The 21,319-nt window shown below is 62.0% G+C and carries 15 protein-coding genes, 1 other RNA gene and 1 pseudogene; 13 read left to right on the top strand and 4 right to left on the bottom strand.

Annotated elements, in window-relative coordinates; genetic code table 11:
* The first annotated feature begins 2 nt into the window (after positions 1 to 2).
* Positions 3 to 371, top strand: coding sequence for a DUF4440 domain-containing protein (locus tag ACLFKU_RS35275; protein WP_410852233.1), 369 nt, complete (start codon positions 3 to 5; stop codon positions 369 to 371).
* A 44-nt stretch (positions 372 to 415) separates the two neighbouring features.
* Here ACLFKU_RS35275 and ffs read toward each other — a convergent pair.
* Positions 416 to 512: signal recognition particle sRNA small type (gene ffs / locus ACLFKU_RS35270), an RNA gene on the bottom strand.
* Between the two features lie 276 nt (positions 513 to 788).
* Here ffs and sugE point away from each other — a divergent pair.
* Positions 789 to 1,106, top strand: a complete 318-nt coding sequence (gene sugE / locus ACLFKU_RS35265; RefSeq protein WP_410852232.1) for a quaternary ammonium compound efflux SMR transporter SugE — start codon at positions 789 to 791, stop codon at positions 1,104 to 1,106.
* A gap of 82 nt (positions 1,107 to 1,188) precedes the next feature.
* Here sugE and ACLFKU_RS35260 read toward each other — a convergent pair whose 3' ends face one another.
* Complete coding sequence (locus tag ACLFKU_RS35260; RefSeq protein ID WP_410852231.1) at positions 1,189 to 1,641, bottom strand: GNAT family N-acetyltransferase; 453 nt, start codon at positions 1,639 to 1,641, stop codon at positions 1,189 to 1,191.
* Positions 1,642 to 2,074: 433 nt separating this feature from the next.
* Here ACLFKU_RS35260 and ACLFKU_RS35255 point away from each other — a divergent pair, with 433 nt between their 5' ends.
* From ACLFKU_RS35255 to ACLFKU_RS35245, 3 genes are all read left to right on the top strand, one after another.
* Positions 2,075 to 3,313, top strand: a complete 1,239-nt coding sequence (locus ACLFKU_RS35255) for a tyrosine-type recombinase/integrase (RefSeq protein ID WP_410852230.1) — start codon at positions 2,075 to 2,077, stop codon at positions 3,311 to 3,313.
* The gene (locus tag ACLFKU_RS35250; RefSeq protein ID WP_410852229.1) at positions 3,303 to 4,463 is read left to right on the top strand and encodes a hypothetical protein; all 1,161 of its coding nucleotides are present in this window, start codon (positions 3,303 to 3,305) and stop codon (positions 4,461 to 4,463) included. The genes ACLFKU_RS35255 and ACLFKU_RS35250 overlap by 11 nt, the downstream gene beginning before the upstream one ends.
* A gap of 96 nt (positions 4,464 to 4,559) precedes the next feature.
* Positions 4,560 to 12,251: a UvrD-helicase domain-containing protein gene (locus tag ACLFKU_RS35245; RefSeq protein ID WP_410852228.1), complete on the top strand. Its 7,692-nt coding sequence runs from the start codon at positions 4,560 to 4,562 to the stop codon at positions 12,249 to 12,251.
* Between the two features lie 108 nt (positions 12,252 to 12,359).
* Here the strand turns inward: ACLFKU_RS35245 and ACLFKU_RS35240 are convergent, their stop codons facing one another.
* Together ACLFKU_RS35240 and ACLFKU_RS35235 are read right to left on the bottom strand one after the other, a co-directional pair.
* Positions 12,360 to 13,643 (bottom strand): hypothetical protein, encoded by a 1,284-nt coding sequence (locus tag ACLFKU_RS35240; protein WP_410852227.1) that lies wholly within the window; start codon positions 13,641 to 13,643, stop codon positions 12,360 to 12,362.
* Positions 13,644 to 13,805: 162 nt separating this feature from the next.
* Positions 13,806 to 14,111, bottom strand: a complete 306-nt coding sequence (locus tag ACLFKU_RS35235) for a helix-turn-helix transcriptional regulator (protein WP_046429154.1) — start codon at positions 14,109 to 14,111, stop codon at positions 13,806 to 13,808.
* 792 nt (positions 14,112 to 14,903) lie between these two features.
* On the opposite strand from ACLFKU_RS35235, the gene ACLFKU_RS35230 reads away from it, so the two are divergent.
* The 8 genes and pseudogenes from ACLFKU_RS35230 to ACLFKU_RS35195 all read left to right on the top strand — a co-directional run bounded on the left by ACLFKU_RS35230 (position 14,904) and on the right by ACLFKU_RS35195 (position 21,310).
* Positions 14,904 to 15,860, top strand: a complete 957-nt coding sequence (locus tag ACLFKU_RS35230) for a DUF932 domain-containing protein (RefSeq protein ID WP_410852226.1) — start codon at positions 14,904 to 14,906, stop codon at positions 15,858 to 15,860.
* Positions 15,857 to 16,234, top strand: coding sequence for a hypothetical protein (locus ACLFKU_RS35225; RefSeq protein ID WP_046429159.1), 378 nt, complete (start codon positions 15,857 to 15,859; stop codon positions 16,232 to 16,234). The genes ACLFKU_RS35230 and ACLFKU_RS35225 overlap by 4 nt, the downstream gene beginning before the upstream one ends.
* Positions 16,235 to 16,305: 71 nt before the next feature.
* Positions 16,306 to 17,286, top strand: a complete 981-nt coding sequence (locus tag ACLFKU_RS35220; protein WP_410852225.1) for a YqaJ viral recombinase family protein — start codon at positions 16,306 to 16,308, stop codon at positions 17,284 to 17,286.
* Positions 17,287 to 17,302: 16 nt separating this feature from the next.
* Positions 17,303 to 18,204, top strand: a pseudogene (locus ACLFKU_RS35215) (hydrolase or metal-binding protein).
* A gap of 86 nt (positions 18,205 to 18,290) precedes the next feature.
* Positions 18,291 to 18,788 carry a RadC family protein gene (gene radC, locus ACLFKU_RS35210; RefSeq protein ID WP_323162885.1) on the top strand — a complete coding sequence of 166 codons (498 nt, stop codon included), beginning with the start codon at positions 18,291 to 18,293 and terminating at the stop codon, positions 18,786 to 18,788.
* A gap of 248 nt (positions 18,789 to 19,036) precedes the next feature.
* Positions 19,037 to 19,948, top strand: coding sequence for a WYL domain-containing protein (locus tag ACLFKU_RS35205; RefSeq protein WP_410852224.1), 912 nt, complete (start codon positions 19,037 to 19,039; stop codon positions 19,946 to 19,948).
* 20 nt (positions 19,949 to 19,968) lie between these two features.
* Positions 19,969 to 20,772 carry a hypothetical protein gene (locus ACLFKU_RS35200; RefSeq protein WP_410852223.1) on the top strand — a complete coding sequence of 268 codons (804 nt, stop codon included), beginning with the start codon at positions 19,969 to 19,971 and terminating at the stop codon, positions 20,770 to 20,772.
* Complete coding sequence (locus ACLFKU_RS35195) at positions 20,756 to 21,310, top strand: BREX protein BrxB domain-containing protein (RefSeq protein ID WP_323162882.1); 555 nt, start codon at positions 20,756 to 20,758, stop codon at positions 21,308 to 21,310. Before ACLFKU_RS35200 ends, ACLFKU_RS35195 begins: the two co-directional genes overlap by 17 nt.
* The last annotated feature ends 9 nt before the right edge of the window (positions 21,311 to 21,319 follow it).

Below are 21,319 nucleotides of genomic sequence, written 5' to 3'. Positions count from 1 at the left end.
GCATGGATGACGCGCTGGCCGCCCATCTGCAGGCGCTCGAACGCGCGTTGCATGCGCCGGCGGTCCGCGGTGATGTCGCGCGGTTGGCGGCGCTGCTGGATGACGACTTCCGCGAGATCGGCAGTTCGGGTGCGTGCTTCGACCGTGCGGCGGCGTTGGCCGAGTTGCCGCGCGAGCGCGCGCAGGTCGAGATCGTGTCCACCGACTACGACGTCGTGTTGCTGGCCCCGACCTTGGCACAGGTGCGCTACCGCAGCTGGTATGTGATCGAGGGCGAGCGCCAGCGCGAGGTGTTGCGCAGTTCGCTGTGGCGGCAGCATGGCGAGGCGTGGCGGATGGTGTTCCACCAGGGCACGCCCGCGGCGCCTTGAGCGGCAGCATCGCGAAGGAAAACAGGGGGGCCGAAAAGGTGGCGGCCCCGCCGGCTGACCTCGGCGCCCGCGTCGATCGATACCGTTGCTGCCTTCCGGCCCTGGCGGGATTTTCGACCTAGCGTCGCGAGGGGCCGACGGGGCCACCATAGAGACGTTCCGGCTGCCGGGCGATCAAGGATCAGCCAACCGCAGGCGGAAGCTGCAGCGCAGGAACAGGTCCGGCAGTGCAGTCGCGCATTCTAGCGCATGCGCGGCACGCAGTGCCAGACGCCGAGGCTGAATCCTGTGTAGCCCGATGCGGCACGGAACGGCCAATGTGCGGGCGGGTTGCTAAAATGCGCTGCACAGGAGGAACGGCCTCCCCCACTCGGGAACCACTGACCAGGACGGCCTGGCCCCATCAAGGAGGGCCGCATGGCCTGGATCTATCTGTTGGCAGCCGGTGTGCTGGAAATCGTCTGGGCGTTCTCGATGAAGCAGTCCGAGGGGTTCAGCAGGCTCACCCCCTCGATCATCACCGTCGTCACCATGATCGCCAGCTTCTGGCTGCTGTCGCTGGCGATGCGCACGTTGCCGCTCGGCACTGCGTACACGATCTGGACCGGCATCGGTGCGGTCGGCGCGTTCGTGATCGGCATTACCTTCCTCGGCGAGCAGGTCAGCGCGATGCGGATTGCCGCGGCGGTGTTGATCGTGAGCGGGCTGGTGTTGATGAAGCTGTCGAGCAGTTGAGGCGAAAGCTGCGGCTTCGGCGGGTAGAGCCACGCCATGCGTGGCTGACGCACGGCTGACCCGATCGAATCGCTGGCGCCGCTCAGTGCGGCGCCAGTTCGAGCACCATTTCCACCGCATCCAGCCCGGGGCCATGCCCATCGGGAGTGATGTGGGTGACGACGAAGCCAAGGCCGGCGTAAAAATCCCGCGTGTGCTGGCTGGTGCTGAGCGTTACCCGCTGGGCACCAAGCGTTCTTGCGTGGGCCAGGCGTGCGTGGGAGAGCTGCGTGCCCAGGCCTTGGCGATGTCGGCTGCGGTTGACCATGCCCCAGCAGAAGGCGGCGGTGTGTTCGTTGTCCAGGGCGAGGCCACCGCAGGCGACGAGCTCGCCGTTGTGGTCGATCACGAGGTAATCGTGGGTGCGCTCGGGGTGGAGCAGATAGGCGGCGAAGTCCTGGCGTTCGTGTAGGGCGAAGTAACGCGGCACGTTTGTGTCGAACAGTGCGAGGCAGGCGGGGGCGTCTGTTGCGGTGTAGGGGCGTAGGGTGGGCATGGGGCGACTTTGGCATGCTCCGCGTTGGGGTGGTGGGCTTCTGATGCAGGGTGGCCGCTTTGCTGGGATTGCTGGGTGCATCCATGCACCCAGCCCTTCCGCGCTGACGCGCTCCAGGGCCAGCCGTTCGGCTGTCCGGATTCGCTCCCGGCGAATCCGTCGAACCCGTCGGGGTTCTCGGCCCCCATGCTGTCCGTCGCACAAATAAAAAGGCCGCCCCTGAGGGCGGCCTTTTTATTTGTGTGGCGGAGAGAGGGACTGCTCGGGCGATGCCCAACGGGGCCCAGCCGATCTCAACCTTTGAAAATTTTAGCACGAGGTTCAGCAACTTAGCTACAGCTGCGTACCAATCGACCCCAACGACACCTAAAGGAAGCAAACATCAAATGGCATACTCGATGGCATACCGGAAACAGGGGGGCCGAGGAAGGACATGGGATTGATCACGGATGCAAAGGCTCGCAGCCTGAGCCCTGGCGGTCAGGCTGTCCCGCACGGAGGCATAACTGGCCTGACGCTGCATCCGTCGCCCTCACAGAAGGGGCAGGGTAAGTGGGTGCTGCGGTACGTCAGTCCTGCCACGGGCAAGCGACGCAACGCCGGCTTGGGTGCCTACCCCGAAGTTGGGATTGCTCTGGTGGGTAAACTGGCGCGAGAAATGCGCGAGCAGATCGCGACTGGGCAGGATCCGTTGGAGGTTAAGGCGGCTGAACACGCTAAGCCGAAGACACCGACCTTTCAGGAAGCAGCGGAGCTACTCCACGCGGAACTAAAGCCCGGGTGGAAGAATCCCAAGCACGCACAGCAGTGGCTTAATACGCTGACTGAGTACGCGTTTCCACGGATTGGCTCCCTTTCCATCGACCAGTTGCAACCGCGGCACGTTGCGGATGTCCTCCGCCCCATCTGGCTCGACAAGGCAGAGACGGCAAGTCGCGTGAAGCAACGGCTACACGCGGTAATGGCGTGGGGTTGGGCGCACGGATTTAACCAAGCCAACCCGGTCGATGTCGTAACACATCTGCTTCCGCTGCAGCCGGGAAAGTCTGTCCGGCAGGAGCATCAGCCAGCAATGCCCTGGGCGAAGCTTCCATCGTTCGTGAAAGCAGAACTTGCAGGAGCTGGCGAGTACGAAGTCACGCGAAATGCTTTGCTGTTCCTGATCCTGAATGCCAGTCGTTCCGGCGAGGTGCGCGGGATGACGTGGGCGGAAGTGAACCTTCGCGCGAAGCTGTGGACGATTCCTGCTGCTCGCATGAAGGCCAAACAGCCTCATCGAGTGCCATTGTCGGAACAGTCCGTCAAGCTGCTCAGGCGCCAGGAAGGCCATCACGACGAACTTGTCTTTCCCTCTGTGCAGGCTCGTTCGGTCATGTCGGACATGACGCTCACAGCCTTGTTGCGGAGAGCGAACGCACCGAGCGACACGCCTGGGCGTATTGCGACCGCCCACGGGTTCCGCTCGAGCTTCCGCGACTGGTGCAGCGAGCAAGGCTATGCCCGTGACCTGGCAGAGCGGGCGTTGGCGCATACGGTCAAGGACAAGGTCGAGGCCGCCTACCACCGCACAGATCTCTTGGAGCAACGTCGTCCGATGATGCAGGCCTGGGCCGACTTTGTTCACCCACCTGCAAAGAACCCCAAGAAGGATGCCTCGCCGCATGACGCCTGAATCGCCAGCCATTCGAGTTCGGCCCTTAGCCAGCATGCTTGACGGGAACGACCCTGTTGAGTTCGTTCACAGGCTCCTTGAGGCTGGATACGACAGGTTCTACGTCAAGGTCCCGAAGGGATTTCGGGTCAGCCTTCTCTCCATTGACCCCTTTCCTCCTGGGTACCAGCTTCTGTGGCCCCAGAAGTCAACCCAAGGTCCCGTGCGGGCTGATGGCAATCAGGCCCAGATACGGTATTTGCAGCTCGATACATCGCAGTTGCGTGACGTTCTCGAGTATCCCCCCGTCGCATTGCACCAATTCAGTGCGGGAGGTCTGGAATCCGCGTTGACGCACGATGGCATTCCTTCAATCGATTTCAAGTATCGAAAGGGTTTGCTGGGTTTCCTCTTGCCCACCGAGCGGGCCATCGCCGACAAGGTGCCAACCGAGTTTGATGCCAGCTCGGGTGCTCCTGTGGTCGTGAAGACGTTGAATCGCATCAGAAGCCAGTATTCGTACATTCTTCACGGGGTCAGTTTCAAGGATGTTTTCGTTGAGGCGCCCGCACTTAGTGACGCCTTGGAAAGCACGCCGACTGCTAAGGATGTGCTTGTGCCAGCCTGTGGAGATGCGCCGGATGACCCCTATGGGCTGAAAGATTCGTCGTCATTGGTATACGAGATCCTCCGCAAAGCCTATCGAAATCGAGGGAGGGCGCGCAGTGAGATCGATGCGCCATCGCTTGCGGCAGAATTTCGAGAGTTGAATGCCGGCTACAAGAAGAATCCCAAGCCTTTCAACGACGGTCGGCATGAGTTCGCGGCGACGCTTGCCAACCCCGGCTACAACTATTCATCCGGCGGCCTTGGGGAGATTGATCTTCCCGAAGAGGCCGTAGAGGTTCCGGCGGATACATTCCTCGATCAGGATTTCATCAATCACAAGCTCAGAAAACTCCTATATGCCGCCTGCCGTTGGAGTGGTGCTAAGGAACCAGGACTCGGCGGCGATCGGGAAAAATTGGTGGATCTCTTGGTTGGTCTTGGCTTCTTTGACCGGGAAGACAGTGATCAGGTGCAGTCGTTGGTTTACTTCATCACCGGTGAAAAGTACCGGCGCAACAAGCACAAGAGCGACTTTAGGCACATCCGCAGCGATCGAGGGTGACGCCAAGCCGGGGATGGGTAACGCGCACACCCGGTCATTTTCCATTTCGCCAAGACTTTGGGAGACGCGTGTGTGCCAGCAAGGGGATGAACAATCATGAGCACGCTGGCCGACCAGCTGAAGACATTGGGCTTACAGCCGACCGAGCGAGAGATTGTGGACACTAGGAAGACCAATTCCAAGACCGGTGGTCGGCCGCTAGGATCTGGTAAGAAGCCACAATCTGATGAGGGAATGCTCTTCTTGAAGCTGCCACGCTTCGGAACTGTGGCCAGGCTCGACGAAGAACGGGGCTTCGGCTTCATCTCTGGTGGCGCGCGCGAGGACGTGTTCTTCCACTTCAGGGGATATCCGGGCCGGCTACCTGACGGAAAAAAGCTTCCCCCTGTGGGATCGCAGGTGCTTTTCATCACGGGCAGCGACCCACGGCGTCCACACGAGCCCAAGAAGGGTGCAGTCTTGTGGGCGCCCGTCGAAATCTCTTCAGCTTCGCTAGGGAATGCGCCCACGGATCAGACATCTGTGGACGCTTTGCGGCGCAAGCGCCTAGGTGAGTTGCCGCGGGATGCGCTGTGGGGCCTGTTTGAAACAGCGTGGTACGCGAAGCCGTGGGGTGGAAATGCGCCGGCACCCACCGACCTGGAAGACGAGGTACTGGGACAGGTCGTCTGCGAACGTCTGGCCGAGATGTCGCCGGCTGATCTGGAAGCACATCAGGTCAGTAGCCGGCTGGCGAAGTCGCACTACCAGTTTGCTGCCTGCCTGTCGCCAGGCAGCCCGGCTTGCGCGTTCACGCGGATGCTGGAAGTGTTCGAGCCAGCACAGCTGGCCGTGCTGGGGACACCAGACCCCTCGTGGATTCAACGCCAGAGGCTTTCTCCGGACGCCCGCTCCCGCCTCCTTGAATGGCACCTGCTCAGCCGGGCCTTGTCGGAACCGCGTGGCAACTGGGAGTCCTGTTTCCCAGGAGCCGAGGCATCCGAGGTCGAGCTGGCAACGCGTTTCCTGGCCTACGACATCCCGCGGGATGCGTTCATCGATGCTTGGCTGGACAGGATCGTGCGTAACGGATTGCTGTCCGAAGTACAGGCTGAAGCGTGGGCGGACCGTAATCTCGATCTATCGGTTTCGCTGTTTCATCGACTTCCAGCCGCGCGCCAGGTTTCTCTGGTGTCAGGGTGGCGGAAGAATCCGGCAGGGCTGGACAAGCAACTCCAACAGGAACCATCACGTGCAAGGACGCTGCTTACCGCTGCGTCACTGGCGTTTGACCTGGAAACCGACGGTAAGCGCATCTGGGAAATCGGCTGCGCACGCAACGGACAGGCCAGCCTTCTTCACGATGAGCGTAGCGGGACCGACCTGGATGTGGCCATGGCCGACCTGGGGCAGCGAGTCCACGCTGCGCCATTGGTGGTAGGTCACAATGCCCTGGCATGGGACTGGCCGATTGTTGCCCGCCACATCGCGCCGACTTCGGTGCCATTGATCTGGGACACGTTGCTCATCGGGTACCTTCTGGAGCCGCAGGCGGCGTCGCACGCGCTCGGTGGGCGGCATCATGCGGACCGGGATGCACTTGACACTTTGCAGCTGTTCAAGCGACAGCTAGAGGGCCTGCCTGAAGATATTGCACGCAGGGTGTTGATCGGCGAGTTCACCGATTCTGCCCGACTGCTGGATGCGGTCATTGAGGCCCAGCGGGGCGTCCGCGATTTTGCCCGCGAGTTCCCGGGCTTCATGACCGCGGAGGGAACCTCGCCTGCAAAGCTGGTCGTCGTGCCCGAGAGCAGGCTCGGGGAGATCGACTGGGTTCCGGGCGCGTCGGTGGTCTCGGCGGACCCCAGCGAAGGGCTGGCGGCCGAGTGGCGGGAAGTTGACGTTGCCTTGCTTAAGAAGGCCCTGCCGGCAGACGCCGCGTCCGACCCGGCTGCTCGGGTCCTGGTGGCTGTTGGGGAGCTGGCTGCCGCGCAGGGCATCGCGCTGCGGCGGAACATGATTCCGGTCTGGCTGCTTGAACGTGACGCCCGTCTGCGGTCGGCGGTCGACATGGCGTGCGTAGTGCCGAAGGCCGGTTCGGGCTGGCGTATCGCGTCGTTGCCCGCCAGCGTTGACTGGTGGGCCAGCAGGGATCCATCGTCCTGCGTGGTGACCGGGCTCAGCGATGATGTTCTCGTGCTCGATCGACGGAAGGTTGCGCAAAGCGATGTTGCGCAGATGCTGGGTGAAATGCCCGCAGCGCCATTCATGCGTATCGGTGAAACCGGATCTGCGTTGCGATGGTTGCTCGTCGACCGTGCCGCACACGTGCTCGACTCTCGAGGAGGTCTGGCTGCATTCACGACGCTCCCCGTCAGCGATGCGGCGATCGTTCGTGCTGAGGGCGCGCCGGTTCCGTCATGCCGTCCGAAGGTCGCAACGCGGCGCCATCACGTGTTGCATCCGCGGGCCGAGGACCAGGGCAGCTACTGGGCCGAGGTGCTTCGTACGTTCAAAGAAGTGGCGACGTTTGGAGCGGGAACCGTTCCGATTCTCCTGATTGCGAGTACCCAAAGCGAGGCGCTGCGTGATCTATTGACAGTTGGGCTGGCGGAGATCGGGCTTGGCGAGGTGAAACCGGAACACCGCAGCCAACGTGAACACATGCTTCGCGCCTCGAGTGGTGGCCTCGCGCTGGTCGACGTGGTCGACCAGTGGCCCGTCTGGCAATCGCTTTCTCAGTCGGCAGGCGTGGTGCTGCAACCTGTGGTCGAGGCACTGCCGATCGAGGAGTGGCATGCCTGTGCGGAGACGCGCACTGCCGCGCAGGCAGGTTCTGATTCTGGGCAAAAGACCGAGAAGGCGGGCGGCGGCGCCGTCGTTAGTGGCGCTACTGTACTTGAGTCTGCGCCTGCCTTGTTGCGGGCCCGGTTGCATGGATGGATGGCCGATGTGGGGCTGTCAGCGTCGCAGCTCCCCACCATCCTTATTGATCCGCGCGTGGGCGACATGGCCAAGGGGCTGTCGAACTTGGCGGATTCGTTCCAGCTTGTGGAGACGCCATTCCTGGCTGAGCAGGCGCAACGGTTGGAGCTAGTGTTGTCGCCGTTCAAGCTGGTGCGAGAGGTGGCTCCTTCCGGCATCGAGGCTATGGAACGCTTCCTGGTGGCGAACTGGCAGCCTCGAAGCGGGGGCGGCGGGAATCGCGTCACCGGCTTCAAGCCGTCGCAGAAGATTGCGATGGAAGCCATCTGCGAACGCTCCGCTAATGTTCTCGTCTCGTTGCCGACGGGCGAGGGCAAGTCGGTGCTGTTTCAAGTTCCCGCGCTCTGCCGTGGCCTACGCAATAGACGGCTGACATTGGTCATCTCGCCGTTGAAGGCCTTGATGCGGGATCAGGTGGAGCGCCTGCGGGAGCAGGGTTTCTCCGAGTCAGTCGACTATCTGAGCGGTGATCGACCGCCCAGCGAGATCGCCGAAGTGATCCAGGGCGTACTCGATCATCGCATCGTGCTGCTGTATGTCGCGCCAGAGCGGACACGCAGCAGTGTTTTCCTCGATGTGCTTCACAAACGCATGCAAGCTGACAAAGGCTTGGAGCATGTAGTAGTGGATGAAACCCATTGCGTGAATCAGTGGGGATACGAGTTCAGGCCGGACTACTTTCATGCGCTGAATCTGTTGCTGCGCATGTGTCGTGCAATGGATTTGAGTGAGCCGACGCCTTTCCTGTTGCTGTCGGCAACGATCACCGCGTCCGACAGGGTCCGTTTGCAGGCCGTCATGTCCGGAGATTCCGGAGAGACGGGATCTCCACTGCCGCTCTTGGCAAGGCCGGACTCGTTCTCCAATCCATTGCGAACGCATATTGCCGTTGAGCCGCGTCGTGTGCGTGGCATGCTCAACGACCGGCGGAACTTTGACAAGGCACTGGCGGAGCGTCTGCCTCACATCGAAGAAGCCGTATCGGCGGCACGGCGCAACCGGGCGTCGACGGGTCAACGTAGTGCCGTCATAGTTTTTGTATCCAGCCGATACCACGCGGAGGTCGTGGCGCAGCGGCTTGCCCGGGCCACCAGCGGTCAGGTCGACTACTACCATGCGGGCTTGGATGCAGGCTCGCGGGAAGAGATCTACACGCGCTTTCTTGACGGTGACCTTGATGTCCTCGTGGCGACGAAGGCCTTCGGCATGGGCATGGATATTCCGGACATCCATTGGGTCGTGCACCTTGCACCGCCGGGATACCTCGAGGACTACCTGCAGGAGGTTGGCCGGATCGGGCGCGGGGAGCGGGAGCGTAAGAATGCGCAGCTCGAAAAGCTTTCCGCCACGCTGCTATTCTCGGATCAGGACTTCGAGTCGATCCGGGGTTTGCGGGCGCGCAGCGCCCTATCCCTTCCAATCATCAGGGATCTCCACGAAAAGGTGTGCGAGCACGCATACCAGGTGGATGGCCAGCAGCTCGCGATCGTTCCTGCCGAGGGCTACGGCACGCCACAGAACCCCGTGGGGCAAAGTCCGGCCGCCAGACGCGCGGCCGCGACGCGAGTCAGAATGGGGCTGTACTGGCTCGAACGGGCCGAACGCGTCCGCCTGTGCGGTTCCGTCCCGGATCTGATTGAGGTGACTGCCTACCCGTCCTCGCTTGAGCGGATATCCCAGGAGGATGGTTTGGCTGCTGAAGTAGCCGGTTTGATTCTTAAAATTGGTTCGGTGGACACTTCGCTTGCAGGTGCATCCCTTGGAGGCGGCTCCGTTTTTGGCGCTTCTCCAACCCCGGCAGGACTTCTCGGCGGCACGATCGACGTGCTCGGACGGCTGTTTTCCAGTTTGTCCGACACGGTGGGCATGCTGTTCGATGGCTTGGCAAGAACTCCGGCGCGGTCGCTTCCAAGCCCACGTCCCGCACACGCCGGGTTGTCGAGCGGTGAGGCCGCCACGGCAAAGACGGTGATTCTCAATCTCTCCCAGATCAAGCTGCGCAGCAGTGCGATCAAGTCGATGGGAGATGTGCTGGCAGTCCTAGGCGACCTCGAAAAGCGTGGGGCTGTATCGCTGAATCGCGAGATTGACGTTGTTCCGCGCAAGCTTGCATCTGAGCCATCCACCAAGATCAGCGAGCTCTTCCAGTACGTCGATGGCGGAGTAGCCGAACTCATACGCCGGCTCGCGAAGAACGGACGAATCGAGTTCAATCCGTTTGAGATGGTCGAGGACGTAGAGGGGCCGCGGGTCGGCGATGACAAGCGCCGGATGTATGAAAGATTGTTCATTAACGGCTTCAGAAGCCTTGCGCGTGCATCCGGAGTCAAGCTTCGCCAGCTGGTTCGGGCCGACGATAAAGTCATCTGGGAGGCAGTGCTTCCGCGGTCGTCATGGTCCAAAGCAGATTCCAGACGGCAACGTTTCCTGCAGGGGGCGAAGTCCCTGTTCGCGGCCGTCGCAAACCAGAGATCGATCCCGATTTCGAAACTTGTGGATCAGCTACGTGCCGGAAGCCATGACGGCCGTTTCCGCGAATCCGACTTGAACAAAGTGGCCGCGCTCTTGTCGGCAATGAGCCTTGTCAGCATTTCGCCGGAGTTGGTTCCGCTGTCACATGTCGTAGCAGTATCCAATGTCGATGGCAGGCTTGAGGATCAGGCGGATATCTGGGACGAGCTCAGGCAGGTCAATGAACTTGCAGAGGCACGAAATCTGGCAATGGAGGTGTTCGCAAACGTGAACACGGATGCCCACCCGGTCTTCATCGAAGGGTATTTCGACGCCGCTGATGGCCCTGCGATCAAGCAGTTCCTTGATTCGCAACTGGGTGAAATAGTCAGCGAGGATCGGGACGGCCCCTCCACCTTGCTCTTGGAGATGCAGGAGAAGCTCCGCGCCACGAAAGCGGTTGAGTTCTTCGAGAGATTCAGGGGCTCGGAAGAATCAGCGCAATGGGAGGTGGCCAAGGCGCCGTTTGATCAGCACATCATGGTCAACGCGGGTCCCGGGGCTGGCAAGACCTTTGTCCTTGTAGGAAGAATCGCGCACCTGATCCGGGAGCAGAACATCGATCCCTCGCAAATCATCGTGCTTGCGTTCAATCGCGCAGTCGTCTTTGAGATCAGGCGACGGATTCGCGAGCTGTTCAAGTCGCTGGGCTATGCAGCCTACGCGGGGCGTCTGCGGGTCTCGACCTTCCACTCGCTGGCTATGCGGAGCCTGGCGCGGGAGGGGGTTGAGATTACTAGAGACAGTGTGCAAACCCTGCTTTCTGATTTTTCCAGTCGGCTGTCGAAAGATCCTTCGTTCGCCCAGAGGGTAGCCGGCGGCGCACGTTGTGTCCTTGTGGACGAATTCCAGGACGTGACGGATGACGTGTATCAGGTCATCAAGTATCTCCACTCCGGCAGCGGGTCTAGGGCAGGGGTCATGGTGATTGGTGACGACGACCAGGACATCCTGCGCTGGCAGCGGAAGAATGATGGTAGTGCTCACCAGTTCTCCGAGAAGTACTTTGATCAGTTTACGCACGATTTCGGGGGAGGAAGTTTCCAGGAGTTCCTGCTGGGCGTGAATTTCCGATCTGGCGAGAGCATTGTCGAACGCAGCCAGTTGATGATCTCAGGGTTCTTCGAGCGCACGAGCCGCTCCCGGCGTCTGAAGTCCTCCCGGTTGAGATCACGTGCGGGAGCCAGGGAAGGGGCGTGCCAGGCGATCGAGTGGAGCGGTCGAACGTGGGGCGAGGCGGTAGAAGGCACTGCAGCTTTGCTAAAGGACCTGACCGGCCGCGAAGGCGAGTCGACCGCCGTGCTCTGTCGTTCGAATGCTGAGGTCGCTGAAGCGCACAGACTGTTGAGCCAGGCGCTGCCGAAATTGAGGGTGCAGGGGGGCGCCAATCTGCGCGTAGCCCAGCTGAGGCACGTGGCGCTCTGGTTGGACCATCTTCGGGAGGCTGCTGCCAAAGGCGACGCCGCACTTTCAGAGGATTTGCGGCGAGAGATCTTCAACCGGACGGTGCAAGCTGGAGGTGTTCCGGAATACTCCAGGCCGGCTACGTCCGACGTCACGCTGGACGATCTGTGGGAGCTGTGCTGCCGCGAGCGTTCATTCCCCCATCTTTCCTCGCTCGTTCAGTTTGTCGATGAATTGAGAACCGATGAACTCGTGCGGTTGCTGGGGACGGTCGATGAAGCGTCAACGGCAGTAGTTTCGACACTGCACAAGGTGAAGGGGCTTGAGTTCGACAACGTAGTAATTCTGCCGTCGATGATTCAGTTCGGCGTTGCAGGGTGGGATCGACTGGGACCGGATCTCCAAGGCGATGCCGCGGAAGAGGCGCGGCTGCTGTATGTGGGAATGACCCGGGCCAAGAGGAATCTGACGTACTACCGCGGTGATCGCGAGCGGAGCTGGGGAAGGAAGGATCCTGTGCCGTATGACGGCCTGCGCACAGACGGCCAGGTGTTGATCGGTTCAATGGAGGATGTCTCGCTCGGTTGGGCCATGCAACGCAACGCATTCAACCCAACTCCGGATGAGTGTCAGCGCTATATCGAGACTGAAGTCGCGATAGGTGATCCAATCGTGCTTGGCGGGTGGGGGGGCGGTGCGTTCAAGTCTTTCATGCATCGAGGGAGTTCAGGACAATTGACACAGGTCGGCTTTCTTGCGAAGCAACATGTAGTCGGCGGACCGAATGCTTCGCTGAAAGTCAGCGCGGTCCTGCGGTTCCGGCCGGACTCAATCGACGAGACGCTGGCAGACTGTGTTCGTGATCGTGGCTGGGGGTACGTTGTGCTTGTTTCGGGGCGCCTCCGCTGAGGTTCGCTAGATTCCTAGCAGCGTAACCACGGCTCCTGCGTGCTCCCCGGGGCGTGTCAAGAGAAAGGGCCGGCAAGCCGGCCCTTCGTCTGGAAGCAAGATTTGAGATCACTTTTTCAGCAACTCTCGATCAATGGCTGAGGTGTCCAGGCCGCTGCTCCTGGGCGCGCCACGGCCGCTGTGACCCTTCGGCATGATTCCCTTGCGCAGGTTGCGGATCCCCTTCTTGCTCGCGGTGTCGGCGTCCTCGTCGCCTGCCAGGGACTTCGGCGGGCTGGGTTTGAGCTGCGTGGTTTCCTTGCACAGGTACTCGATCGCCAGGCGCAAGCCGCGCAGCTTGTCAGTGTCCGTCGGATGGATCAGACCCAGGCAGTTGAAACGGTACTGGTCCGTCCGGGTGTAGCAGTTGAAATAGCTCGCCTTGGCCTTCTTGCCCGTCTCGCCGACATCCACCCCATCCTCGTACTCTCCATGGCCGCAGCGGCGGACCCAGTCCTCTCCGACCATGCGGGTCAGATTGGCCGCATCACGGTGCTTGTGCCCGTCCAGGACAATGAGGACGTGAAAGTGGATGCCACGATCGATCCCGTCCTCGCGCTTGCTGATGTAACCGAGGACGTCGGGAACGATTCGATTTTCGCGCAGAGCACGCAGGAACCTCGCGTAGTGGCCATCCGCTTCGCGAGTGTAGCCCCAGCCCTTGAACGCCGGGCGGAAGTAGAGATCAACCCGTAGGATCAGCAGCTGCGAACGACGCTGGAACTGGGCTGCCAGATACTCGCAGCAGCTGGCGATGTTCTTCTCTTCGTTGCGCTTGTAATTGTCGACTTCGTCCTTGTAGGCCTGGCTCCGACATGATGCGCGGATGGAAGCAGCCGCGTTCTCGAGAATCTCACGCGTTCGTGGATCAATCAGTACCGGATCGCCGTTACGGGTGTGAGCCCAGAGCTCAGGCGAACACTGGTCGACGACCTTCAGCATAACGGTCAGGGGAGGATTAAAGCGGTGGTGCTTGTAGTACTCCGCACTGTCTTGGTTGTAGCCCTTGCATACATTGAAGAATGCCTTGCCGATCTTGGTCAGCTGATACCACGGCTGCCCCCTTCGATCGTGCGTCACTTCAATCAGCTGATCATCGCTCCGGGCGATGGCATCGACGAGTTTCTCTGCTCGGAGCAGCCAGTAGATGAAGTCGTGCTCCTGCCCAACATAGGTGTGCCCGTAGCGTTGACTGGTCTTACGTACGAAGAGGTGGTGTTCCCGCTCTGCCGAGGGCACCAGGGTAGCCTTAGACTCGGGGGCGATGGAAAGGTTGGGCACCTGCTCCTTGAGCAGGTCACAGTCGAAGGCGATTGCCGGGGTGTACGAGGTGGTCTGACTGATCTCATTCATGTGAATTCTTCTCTGCTATGTGCTGATTGATTAACTAATAGAATAAAAACCGGAATTCGCACGAGCCCGATGGGGCCCGCTTCTCCCAGCTTTTGAAAACAAAAACCCCAGGCGCGCTGGGGTTTTTGTGCGCTGACTTGCTACGTCGACTTAGTGAGCTCGTTACATGCGGCGCGCGTCCTCCATGCGGCTTTCCAGCCACTCGTCGATGACGTATTCGATCCAGCCCTTGGCGGAACTGCGCGAGCCGCCAGCCCCGAGCGCAACTGGGCGCGGAAAGGTTTCGTCGTGCCACGGACTTGACGGGTTCAGGCGGTTATCGATGGTGCTCTCGGAGCAAGAGAGCTTCTTCGCCAAATCCTTCTTGCGCAGAACTCGCATGGAGCGCGTCGACGGCAGGGTGAGTCGCCCACTTGCGGTGTCCGGCGAATAGGTCGTGAGGATTGAGTAGTTGCATTGATGGTTCATAAAGCGATCTCGGTGGATCGACAGGCCCCTTGCCTGTCCACCGCGACGATGCCTGTTTCCGCAGATGACGTATAAGGAGCGGAAAATGCGGATCTTCCGAAGAAACCGGAGCGGAAATCCGCGAAGGGCGGGAGCGGCTGGGCGACACGCGCCGCCTAGCGCGGAAGCAGGTGGTCAGGACCTTGCCGGGAACTAACGTGACCGCCCAATCAGGCCCAAATGTCGGTCCTTCCGCGCTGAGGGCATCGAAGTTGGCTGGAGCACTCGGCAGGCCCGGGGCGATCTCGAGACGCTGGGCGTTGGGAACTCGATTGCAGATCACTACTTTCCGATGTGACCACCGCCCGAATCGGTCTGCGCCCCCTCCAAAAGGGTCGTGCGATCCGTCCTGCTCCGGATTTCCGATTGATGGGCGACGCCGTGTGCAGGGATTTCAGACTGCACGCTCGTCAAAGCCGACAGCTTTCAATAGGGCATTAGTGCGCTGCCGCATCTTTGGACGGCGTGCGCTCGACCGATTCAACGATTTTTCAAACCCATAACACCCTCATGAAGCAGGGAAACCCTTACTTCACGGCCGGGCGCTACGTCCCCAGCGCTCCTAGAAGGTCAAAGCCATGCGCGATGACGCCAAGGAGGCCCTTGTCAGCTTGCTGACGCTTGCCGCGCTGATTCTTGCCGGCCTGCTCAAGAAGCGCGACCGGGATCTCACCTAGCCGATCCATCGGCACGCAAAGGCCCGCCCTCACCGGCGGGCCTTTGCTTTTTGTGCCGCTCAAACAAGGAGCCGACATGCATTTGGTACAAACGATGGCCTACGCAGGGGACAAACCCTGGCACGGCCTTGGCAACAAACTGGCGCCGCAGCAGCCCATCGAGACCTGGCGGAAGCAGGCGGGAATGGACTGGCAGATCGAGGAGTCCGAGGTCCGGTTCATCACCGGCGGGTCCAGCCTGGGCATCATCAATGCCTTCCCGGAACACAAGGTCCTCTATCGCTCCGACACCCGGGCGCCGCTGGCGGTGGTGGGCAGGCGTTTCAACGTGGTCCAGCCCGGGGAGATCCTGGAGTTCTACCGTAACCTGACCGCCTGCCATGGGTTCGAACTGGACACCGCCGGCGTGTTGCGGGAAGGGCGCAAGTTCTGGGCGCTTGCCCGAACGGGCCAGAGCACGCGCCTGAAGGGCCGGGATCGGGTGGATGGCTATTTGCTCTTGGCGACCGCCTGCGACGGCACCTTGGCCACGACGGCTCAGTTCACCTCGGTCCGTGTGGTCTGCAACAACACGCTGCGTGTCGCCCTGGATAACGGTAACGGGGCGGTCAAGGTCCCCCACCGCAGCCAGTTCGACCCCGAGTCTGTGAAACGTCAGCTGGGCATCACGGTGTCGTCCTGGGACGGGTTCGTGGCCCGAATGAACGCCTTGGCGGACCGTCCGGTGGATCCGGACTCGGTCGACGGACTGCTGCGGCGGGTGCTGACCTACACGGGGTCCGACGGCAAGAACACCGTGGCCAACGAGCAGGCCATCGCCGCGGCGCGGGCGCTGTACGAGGGCGGAGGGCGCGGAGCCCAGCTGGCTTCCAGTCGGGGTACGGCCTGGGGATTGCTCAACAGCGTCACCGAGTACGTGGACCACCACCGCCGGGCGCGCAGCGACGACCACCGGCGTGACGCCGCCTGGTTCGGGCAGGGCGCCCAGATCAAACAGCGGGCGTGGGACGAGCTGGTGGGGCTTGTGTCGTGAGTCGGCCCGGCAGGGCTCTCCAGCGGGAGGCCGAGCCCTGGCACGTTCCCCGCGAAGACCAGGACCTTCTGGACGTCGCCTACGTCGCGCTGGGCGCATCACAGGCGCTCGAGGCATGGCCGGCCCGCAGCGAAGCGATGGACCGCTTCGAGGGGCAGCTGGGCTATATCCAGGCCTGCATCGACCAAGCGCCGCTGCTGCATCGCCTGTGGCTTGAGTGCGGGAACGAGAACGGCTTGGTTTGGTGCTACGAGGTCGCAGGGCCCTTCGGGGCGCGCTACGGCCGGCACCTGCTGGCCGGAGGGGACCCGCTTGAGGCGGAAGCGATCCTCCGGGCCATTCTCGCGCCCGGGTTGCCAACCCCGTCCGGTTAGCCCCTTCACCCAACATCGTTAACGCCATAGCGCCCGGCCACAGCCGGGCGCTTTCTTTTTGGGAGATCGACATGAAGAAGCAGAATGCCTTGCGCCTGGTCGACACGCGCACGCTCGACCGCGGGCAGTGGCTGGAAGTTCGTCGGGGCGGGATCGGCAGTTCCGATGCCGCCACGGCCGTGGGCCTGAACCCCTACAAGAGCCAGCTGGAGCTGTGGCTGGAAAAGACCGGGCGGCAGCCGGCCACCGAGGACACGCCCGGCACGGACGACCCGCGCTACTGGGGCACCTTGTTGGAGCCGTACGTGGCGGTGGCCTATCAACAGAAGACCGGCCGCAGGGTCCGCAAGCTCAACGCGGTCCTGCAGCACCCCAGCATGCCTTACATGCTCGCCAACATCGACCGCGAGGTGGTCGGCGAACTGGACGTGCAGATCCTGGAGTGCAAGACCGCAGGCGAGTTCGGCTCCCGGCTCTGGAAGGACGGGGTTCCGGGGTACGTGCAGCTGCAGGTCCACCACCAGCTAGCGGTCACCGGCAAGAATGCCGCGGACGTGGCGGTGCTGCTGTGCGGCCAGGACCTGCAGATCCACCGGATCGTGCGGGACGAGGAGGTCATCGCACGGCTGGTCGTGCTGGAGGCGCGGTTCTGGGAGTGCGTCGAGACCGACACGCCCCCGGCCGCGGACGGCAGCGAGTCGGCCGCCAGGGCCCTGCGGCACCTTCATCCGGGGAACGACACCAGCCTGGACTTCACGGGCGATGTGGCGCTGTGCCAGGCCTTTGACGAACTGGCTGCGCTGCGTGCCGAGCTCGACGCCCGCGGGCAACGGGCCGAGGCGCTCAAGCAGGCGATCCAGCAGGCGATGGGCGACGCGTCCAAGGCCCACTTCACCAATGGAACGGTCACCTATCGCCGGGCCAAGGACGGCACGTCGCTCGACGCCAGGCGTCTGGCCGTCGAACGCCCCGAAATCGCGGCCCAGTTCGCCGTCGTGCGCCCCGGCGCGCGTCGGTTCGTCCTGACCGTCCACACCGACACCCCCAACTAACCCAGAGGGCAACGCCATGTTGAAGGGACTTGTGATCACCCCGCCCGTGGTCGGGCGGATCTCCATCGGCCGTGTGGTCGAACGCAACGGCAAGCGCCTGCCGGAAAAGGACGACCAGTTCACCCTGACCAGCCAAATCCAGAACCGGGACGGCTGGATACTGCACCCGCTGGACGAGATGCTGCGCCAGCAGGCCGGCGGCAAGCTGCGGGCCATTCCTGTCCGGCTCCTGTTCAACGACCCGGGGCTCAACCTGCGGGCGGACTACTCGCTGTTCGACCGGGACACCGGCCGGCCCGTCTGTGTCGGCAACGGCGAAAGCTGCCGCCGGAGCACTCAGGAGGGCATCGCAACACTCGCTTGCCCGGGGCCGACCGCCTGTGCGTTCGGGGCCGGCAGCTGCAAAGCCTACGCCCGCCTCAACGTCCTGGTCGGGGATGCCGAGGACGACGCGCTGGGCAGCTTCGTGCTGCGCACCACATCCTTCAACACCATACGGACCCTGGCGGCGCGGATGCAGTACTACAGCGCCGTCTCGGGCGGGTTGCTGGCCTGCATGCCGCTGGAACTGAAGCTGCGGGGCAAGTCGACCACGATGAGCCACCGGGCGGCGATCTACTACGTCGACCTGGTGGTGCGCTCGGGCGTGACGCTGGAGCAGGCCATTGCCGAGGCGCGGGAAGTGGACGCGACCCGCCGGGCAGCGGGCTGGACCAGGTGGCCTTGGATGAGGCGGCCAGACACGGGTTCGCCAACGGCGCGTTCGAGGAGCTGGAGGAGGACGTGCCCGCGGTCGTCGAAGAGCTGTATCCCGAGGCCGCAGGAATGCAGGGCATCAGCACACCGGAACCATCGCCACCAAGGCCCGCATTACGGGCGCGGCTGCAGGAGAAGGTCGCCCGGATCGGGACCGGATGAGATGCGTCTCACTCAGGGGCAAGAAGTACTGGCCTACCACCGGAAGGGCGCAACCGCGCCCTTCCGTCATTCTGGAGATCAAGGAGATGACAGACGAACCCATGCCCGGCCTGTACGTGCGCAGCAACCGGCGTCGCTACGCGCCGGCCGACCCGGACGCGGTGCTGGCGGCAGCCAGGCGCATCGTGGATGCGAGGACTCAACGCGGGATGAGCTTCACCGACCCCCAGGTCGCCGCACGGTTCTTCCAGGACAAGCTGGCCGGCGCCGAGCGGGAAATCTTCGCCGCTGCCTTGCTCGACACGCGGCACCGTCTGATCCACTACGTGGAGCTTTTTTACGGTTCCATCGACGGGGCCGAGGTCCATCCCCGTGAGGTGGTGAAGCAGGTGCTGCGGTTGAACTCGGCCGCGATCATCCTGGCTCACAACCATCCTTCGGGTGACGCGGAGCCCTCTGCCGCCGATCGGGCGGTCACTGCGAGACTTAAACAAGCGTTGGCGCTGGTGGACGTGCGGCTTCTCGACCATGTTGTGGTCGGTGGACGACAGACGGTGAGCTTGGCCGAGAGGGGATGGTTGTAGGCGTCAGCGAACACCCGGAGGGACGCCAGGGCGTCCCTCCGGGCTGTGGCCCTCGCCATTCTTTTTTTGTGCGTCCCATGTCGCCGCCAGCCTGGCCGGCCCGTCTAAGGAACGGACGACTCCCCCGCACAAAGCGGATCGCTCAATCGGCCCCAGTAAGACCGCCATGTCAGCATCAAAAAGATTCGGTATACATACCGTCACGAAGACCATAAAATCCAAGATGAACAGCACGAGCCAGCCGCCGAATGCAAGACGAACCGCTTAGTGAACTGACCCAGCCGCAACGCGACCGGCTCGCGTTCGTTGAGCTGCGGCTCCGGTTCATAGGGGAGATTCGCCGCCAGGATCTGATGACGCGGTTTGCCATCCAATCCGCTGCAGCATCCAGGGATCTGGCGCTTTACAAAGAGATGGCGCCCGGCAACCTCGATTACGACCCCAAGGGCAAGTCCTACGTTTTAGGACCAGCTTTTCACCCGGTGTTCGACTTCGCGCCGGAGCGAGTGCTCTCGTGGCTGGCCCAGGGGTTTGGTGATGGCGAGCCCTTGCAGCGCAAGGCGTGGGTGGCCAGCGAAAGCCCCTCGAGGCTCACGCTCCCCGATCTGGATGTTCTCGCCACCGTGACCCGCGCGATTCACCTGCAATGCCCTTTAGGTATCGAGTACCACTCGATCTCAAGTGGCCGCACAGAAAGAGAAATCGTCCCATTCGCCCTGATCGACACCGGCTTGCTGTGGCACGTCCGCGCCTTCGATCGCAGAACTCAAGAGTTCCGGGACTTCGTCATTACGCGGATCAAGCGCCCATTGCCGCTAAAGGGGCAGGCAGTGGCGCCTCACGAGATGAGCGATCAGGACATTCAATGGACCCGGATTGTCGAACTGGAGTTGGTTCCCCATCCCGATCAACCCAGGCCCGAAATCACCGCAATGGATTACGGCATGTGCGACGGCGCGCTTCGGCTGAAGCTGCGCGCTGCAGTGGCGGGATACGCCTTACGCAAGTGGAGCGTCGATTGCTCGCCTGACCACAGTTTGCGGGGCCAAGAGCATCGACTTTGGCTGAAAGACCAGCTGGCCATCTATGGTGTCCGTAATGCCTTGTTGGCGCCGGGATACTCCTTTCATGATCAACGCATCGATGCAGATGCCGATTGAGTTTCAGGACTGATGTTGACGTGATCGCCGACAAAAAAAATAGCGAAACGCTGGAGCGACTCGGGTTTAGTTTTGAGCGCGGCGGTGTCCATACGGCTCGGACAATGATGCTCGCCGAACTGCGCGCCCTGTTGTCTTTTGTGGACGTGGCAGACGCGCGAAAGGCCGACTATTTCGATGCCATCCAGACTTCCAATTGCTTAGGCAAGCGCTCGGGCAAGACCCGGACGCTCACTTTTCGACACCTCGCAGACCTCTACGCACTTGATCCCGGCCTGCTGGTGTTCCGTGCCCTGCGGTTCTTCTGGCAGCGCGATGTGGAAGGGCAGCCAATGTTGGCGGCGCTGTGCGCCTACTCGCGTGACCCCATGCTCCGGACTACGGCTCCCTTCGTCTTGGGTTTCCAGGAAGGTGCCTCCGTCACCCGCGAGACAATGGAAGAGTTCATCGACGCGCAAGAGCCTGGGCGCTTCAGCAAGGCCACGCTCAAGTCCACCGCGCAAAACCTCAACTCGTCCTGGACCCAGTCGGGCCACCTCTCTGGCCGTGTCCGCAAGGTGCGGGGCCGTGCCGTAGCGACGCCAGGCGCAGTCTCGTTGGCCCTCCTTCTGGGGTATGTCAGCGGGCTGCGGGGCCAATCGCTATTCAAGAGCGACTACACCCGCATGCTGGACTGCTCCTTCGAGCGGACGTTGGAGTTGGCGGAGGACGCATCGCGCCGTGGGTGGATCTCACTCAAGCGCGTCGGCCAGGTGATCGAAGTGCTCTTTCCAACCCTGATCACCGCGCAGGAAAAGGAGTGGCTTCGTGAGCACCAGAATTAAGCGATTGATCAAGTCGTATAGCAAGTTCGTTGGCGTGCCATGGCGCGATGACGCCGCCGCTGCCCAGCGTGTCATTTTCTGCGTTTATCAGGAGACGGAAGAGCTGCGTCTGCGGGCCAAAGTCGACGAGTTCGAAATCGCCACTCGGGCGGCCGGCCATGATTGGGCCGTATTCGACTTGACGGATTCTTTCCCGAACTGGTTGGCCTCCCAGCGCTACGCCAAGAGCTACTTTCAAAAGCCCAACCTGCTGTCGACGCTGCTGCCCAAGTACCTCAGTTACATCGAAGCCGAGTTCGAGGCCTTCTTGCAAGACAAGAACGTCGGCGAAGAGTTTGTCGTGGCTCTCCAAGGCGTGGGCACTTTGTTCGGCTTCCTGAAGGTCAAGGAAGTCGTGGACAAATTCGCCCCCAAGGTGAAGGGCCGCCTGCTGGTTTTCTTCCCCGGCAGCTACGAGGACAACAATTACCGCTTGCTGGATGGGTACGACGGCTGGAACTACCTCGCCGTACCGATCACGGCAGACAAAGAAATCTGAACAGGGGGA

The sequence above is a fragment of the Paraburkholderia sp. EG304 genome (assembly GCF_046543485.1).
GTDB classification, from domain to species: domain Bacteria; phylum Pseudomonadota; class Gammaproteobacteria; order Burkholderiales; family Burkholderiaceae; genus Paraburkholderia; species Paraburkholderia youngii.
This window is presented reverse-complemented; position numbering and strand designations above follow the sequence as displayed.